The sequence below is a fragment of the Desulfonatronospira sp. genome, from assembly GCA_003563255.1.
Classification (GTDB): domain Bacteria; phylum Desulfobacterota; class Desulfovibrionia; order Desulfovibrionales; family Desulfonatronovibrionaceae; genus Desulfonatronospira.
This window is the reverse complement of record PWSL01000131.1, coordinates 1-3,854: the sequence shown is the minus strand read 5'-3', so window position 1 is coordinate 3,854 and position 3,854 is coordinate 1. Positions and strand designations below refer to the sequence as shown.

The following is a 3,854-nucleotide window of genomic DNA, read 5'->3' as shown; positions in this document are numbered from 1 at the left end:
CTGGATCATTTTGGACGCGGAGCGTCCGAAGAATGTTCCCACGCGGAGCGTGGGAACAATAAGGCAACGTATAGGTTATTATTACTTACTTCCAAAGTTGAAGACAGTAAAGAGGGTTATTATCTGGACAGTCAAAAATTTTTTTGTAACCATTTATTTTTATTAGCTTTTTTGGCAGATCAAAATATCTTTTGGTCCAGACCAGGTATCTATTCAAATTTATTGACCTTATTTCATACAACCAGGAACGAAGAACCAGGAACTTTGAACTCTCAAATTAAATAAAGTCTCGCCTTAGTGATACCCCTGTTCCAAAAAAGGACTGCCCCCGCTTAATTTGACAGGAATATGCTTATAATCTTATATTCAATATTATCCAACGCGGGCTGTGCCCGCAACCCAAAGAAGAAGAATATTGAACCACAAAGACACGAAGTTCACCCGTGTTAAACACCCCATAGGGGACCCCGGTTTAACAGGGCAGGCCCCAGTTAAACCCTGCTTTGCAGGAAATCCTTCGGATTTGTTTAACCGGGCAGGCAGGGTTTCAGGAGTAAGCCACTTGGCTTGTACGACACATATTGAAAATGTTATATAATCCTTGATATGAACAAATATTTCGCAGTTTTCCTGATTATTTTTTTGCTGACCGGGCTGGTTTACAGCACCTATTCCTTTTCCCAGGGCAGATTCATGGAGGGTATGGCCATATTTCCCTGGCTCATAGCCTGTTACTTTTTCGTCCAGGCCTGGGACAGAAGAAACAAAAAAGATGAATGATGCAAAAGTGAGTTCCGGGGACTGCCCAGGGGCCTCGGTGGTGATTACTGGCACCAGGCCAGGGGACTGTCCCCCGCTATGTACTGTCTGTGCAGGTTGACAAAATTCATCGTTGGTAGTGTTTTATTGGTGCAGTAACAGTGTCGCGGGGACTGTCCCCTGGCCGGTATCGGCCCCACTGAATAGTTACCCTCGAACATATTACCAAAAACCAGGGCCTACCTGTGCCCCCCGTCCTGCTTCAGTGCGCTGACCGCCGCCTGGGTCTTGTGAGACAAAAGCTGCCACTGGGCCCGGATGCCTTTGAGTACCGAATCCCAGGAGACCAGCTCATGGGATGCCCGGACGTCTTTTTTGACAAAAGCCTTTATTACCCTCTCATATAGACCGGCCATTCTGCCGGCGCAGCTTTCCCGGGAAAAAGTGCATGCGGTTTTCAGGGCGTTTTGCCTCCACTCTTCCTGCTTGCTCTTATCCCGGGCAAACGCTTTTATAGCCTCGGCAAACTCATGTTCAGAGCTTCGAGCATCCAGCAGGCGACCGTTTTCCCCGTCCCTTACCACCTCGCGCACTCCGGATGCATCCAGGGCGATTACCGGATTGCCCGCGGCCATGGCCTCGGCAAGGACCATGCCCTGGGTCTCGGTGGTGGAGGAGAAAACAAAAACATCCATGGCCCTGTAGGCATCCGCCAATCTCTGTCCGCTTTGCTGCCCAGCCGTTATCAGCCGGTTCAGGACTCCTTCTGACTGCAGTATTTCCTGGACAGCTTCCCTGCTTGGACCTTCACCTACTACCAGAAAGACCGCACCGGGGTCTTTTTTCAGGTAAAAAGCCACCGCCCTGCTCAGATATTCCAGGTTTTTTTCCGGGGCCAGACGGCCTACATGGCCGATGACCAGACGGTCATTTTGCATGCCGAACTCTTCTTTGAAGGCCGTACCATCTCCAGCGGCGAAAAAATCCAGGTCCACTCCGGTTGGTATAACTTCTATGGGCGCATTGACCCCCCTTTGCTCCAGCATCAGGGCTATACTTTCACTCGGTGCCACCACCATGCTGCACATATCGGCATACTTGGTGGAAAGCTCTATGACAAAACGCTGCATTTTCTCTGAATTCAGGGGAACATAGTGAGTATAGCGCTCATACAGGGTATGATGAGTAAAAACCAGGGGCAGGTCGTGCTGCATGGCCATGCGCAGAGCGGAGTCCCCCATGAGATAAGGGTGATGGCTGTGGATTATGTCCGGACGAAACCTCTCCAGTTGCCTGTTTATGGTAAAGGGTAGCGGCAGGCGCACGGAAAAGTCGCTGCCGTTGAAGTTCTGCAGGGCCGGGACACGCACCACCCGGCCTTCTTCCTCCACCCCCGGAGACAAACCCGGAAAGGTGGGAGCGATGACCAGCACCTCATGGCCCATCTTTCGCATGTCCCGGGCGAAAAAATCCACGGACCTGGCCACCCCGCCCACATGAGGCAGGTAAGTATTGGTGAACATGCATATTTTCATGCTGCTTCCATTAGTGTATTGTTCACAATCGATAATTTTTGTCAAGGCTTTGGGTTTTAATGCTTACGAAGGCACAAGCGGCACAGGCCGGTCAAGATCCGTTTCGCGGATTTCTTCAAAGCCAGGCACGGCAATGGTGATATCAGGAAGGCCCTTTCTCCACCTGCCCTGCACTGATGCGAAATACCGCCCCTCTTCCCTGTAAAGTGCAAGATCCACTGTTCCATAAACAGTGGGAGCCGGACCAAAAGAAACCTCCTGTCCGGATGTTATCCATTCAGGAAAAACCCCGGAAAAAAGCACAAGACCGCCCTCTTCCTCCCGGACAAACATATTGCGCATCATCATTATCCATTCCGCTGCAGCCCAGCCGTGCTGCCCGTCACCCATACAGCCGCCTCCGGTAATGGGATGTATGGCTTCGGGCCACTGCCCCGTAGGCGAAGCCATTTCAGCCACAGCCTCCACCAGGTCCCTGAAGCCAGGCTCCTGATGGCGCAACAGGGTCTGGGCAATGTCCAGGGTCAGGTATGCGTTTATCCCGGAATGGATCATGTCCTGGAAAAATCCGCCCCGGTGAAAGCAGTTCTGAATGAGAAACCTGGCCGTATTGAGTATTTCAGTACTGCCCACCGGGTATAGCTGCAAAGGATAGTCCGCAACCAGCGAGCCAATGGCTCCGGCATCCATGCGCCGGTTGGGAGAGGCAGGGATCGCTCCCTGTTTTCTGCGCTCCGGGATGGAAGATATACTCTTTTGTATATCCTGGTGATAACTGTCCGCGATCCGGGATATATATCCGGCCAGCCTTTCATCCCGGCCCTTTTCTGCAATCCGGGCTGCTGCGCGCAGTCCTGCCAGGCTCCAGAAGTTGTCCCAGTAATAATAATCATTGGGACCCAGGTGTTCAGCGCTGAAGCCTGCCGGAAGCAGCCCGGCATGCAACTTGTCCTTTTCACTGGTCATTCTTTTTCTGTCTATCCACTTAACCGCCTTTTCCATGGCCGTCCACCAGTCCCGGCTGATCCTGCGCCCGGTAAACTCCTGGAAGCGGCCCATGATCCACAGCACCTGGCCGTTGGAATCCCACTCCCCTTCCTGGGAATGAAAATAACCGCTGTACTTCTGCCGCCCGGGAAAACGGGCCATCTGTACTTCACAACGATCATCCAGGCCCAGGGCCAGCATGGCATTAAGCATGAGGCATGCGTCCCGGAACCAGAAACGCTTGTATGTATAAGGCCCGGGAACTACATCATCAGCGGATAGAAGTAAAAGAGAACGTACAGCTGCGTCATATATAAACTGCATTTTTTTATCCGGAACATTCAAGGTTGCAGTACCCTGCACCGATCTTTTCCAGGCTTCCCTGGAACCTGAAATGCGGCCTGTTGTTCCGGCTTTTTCGCCCCCCAGGGGCACGGATATGTCCAGTTCCCGTTCAACACCTGGCTGCAGGCGGTAAAGGGCCGCACCCGTGGCCATGCCGGTGGGGCATTTGACCTTGTAAGACTCCTGCATGTCATTTTCCTGGATTCCATGCAAAACATCGCCTTCCAG

General features: G+C 52.2%; 3 protein-coding genes and 1 pseudogene. 2 read left to right on the top strand and 2 right to left on the bottom strand.

Annotated features, from left to right (window positions below; genetic code table 11):
* The coding region (locus QZP87_RS03640; RefSeq protein ID WP_291321556.1) for a hypothetical protein at positions 1–285 on the top strand (285 nt) is incomplete at its 5' end.
* Positions 286–606: 321 nt separating this feature from the next.
* Complete coding sequence (locus QZP87_RS03635; RefSeq protein ID WP_291321555.1) at positions 607–780, top strand: hypothetical protein; 174 nt, start codon at positions 607–609, stop codon at positions 778–780.
* Between the two features lie 218 nt (positions 781–998).
* Here QZP87_RS03635 and QZP87_RS03630 read toward each other — a convergent pair whose 3' ends face one another.
* Positions 999–2,294 (bottom strand): glycosyltransferase, encoded by a 1,296-nt coding sequence (locus tag QZP87_RS03630; protein ID WP_291321554.1) that lies wholly within the window; start codon positions 2,292–2,294, stop codon positions 999–1,001.
* 63 nt (positions 2,295–2,357) lie between these two features.
* A pseudogene (locus tag QZP87_RS03625) lies at positions 2,358–3,854 on the bottom strand (hypothetical protein); the annotation flags it as partial.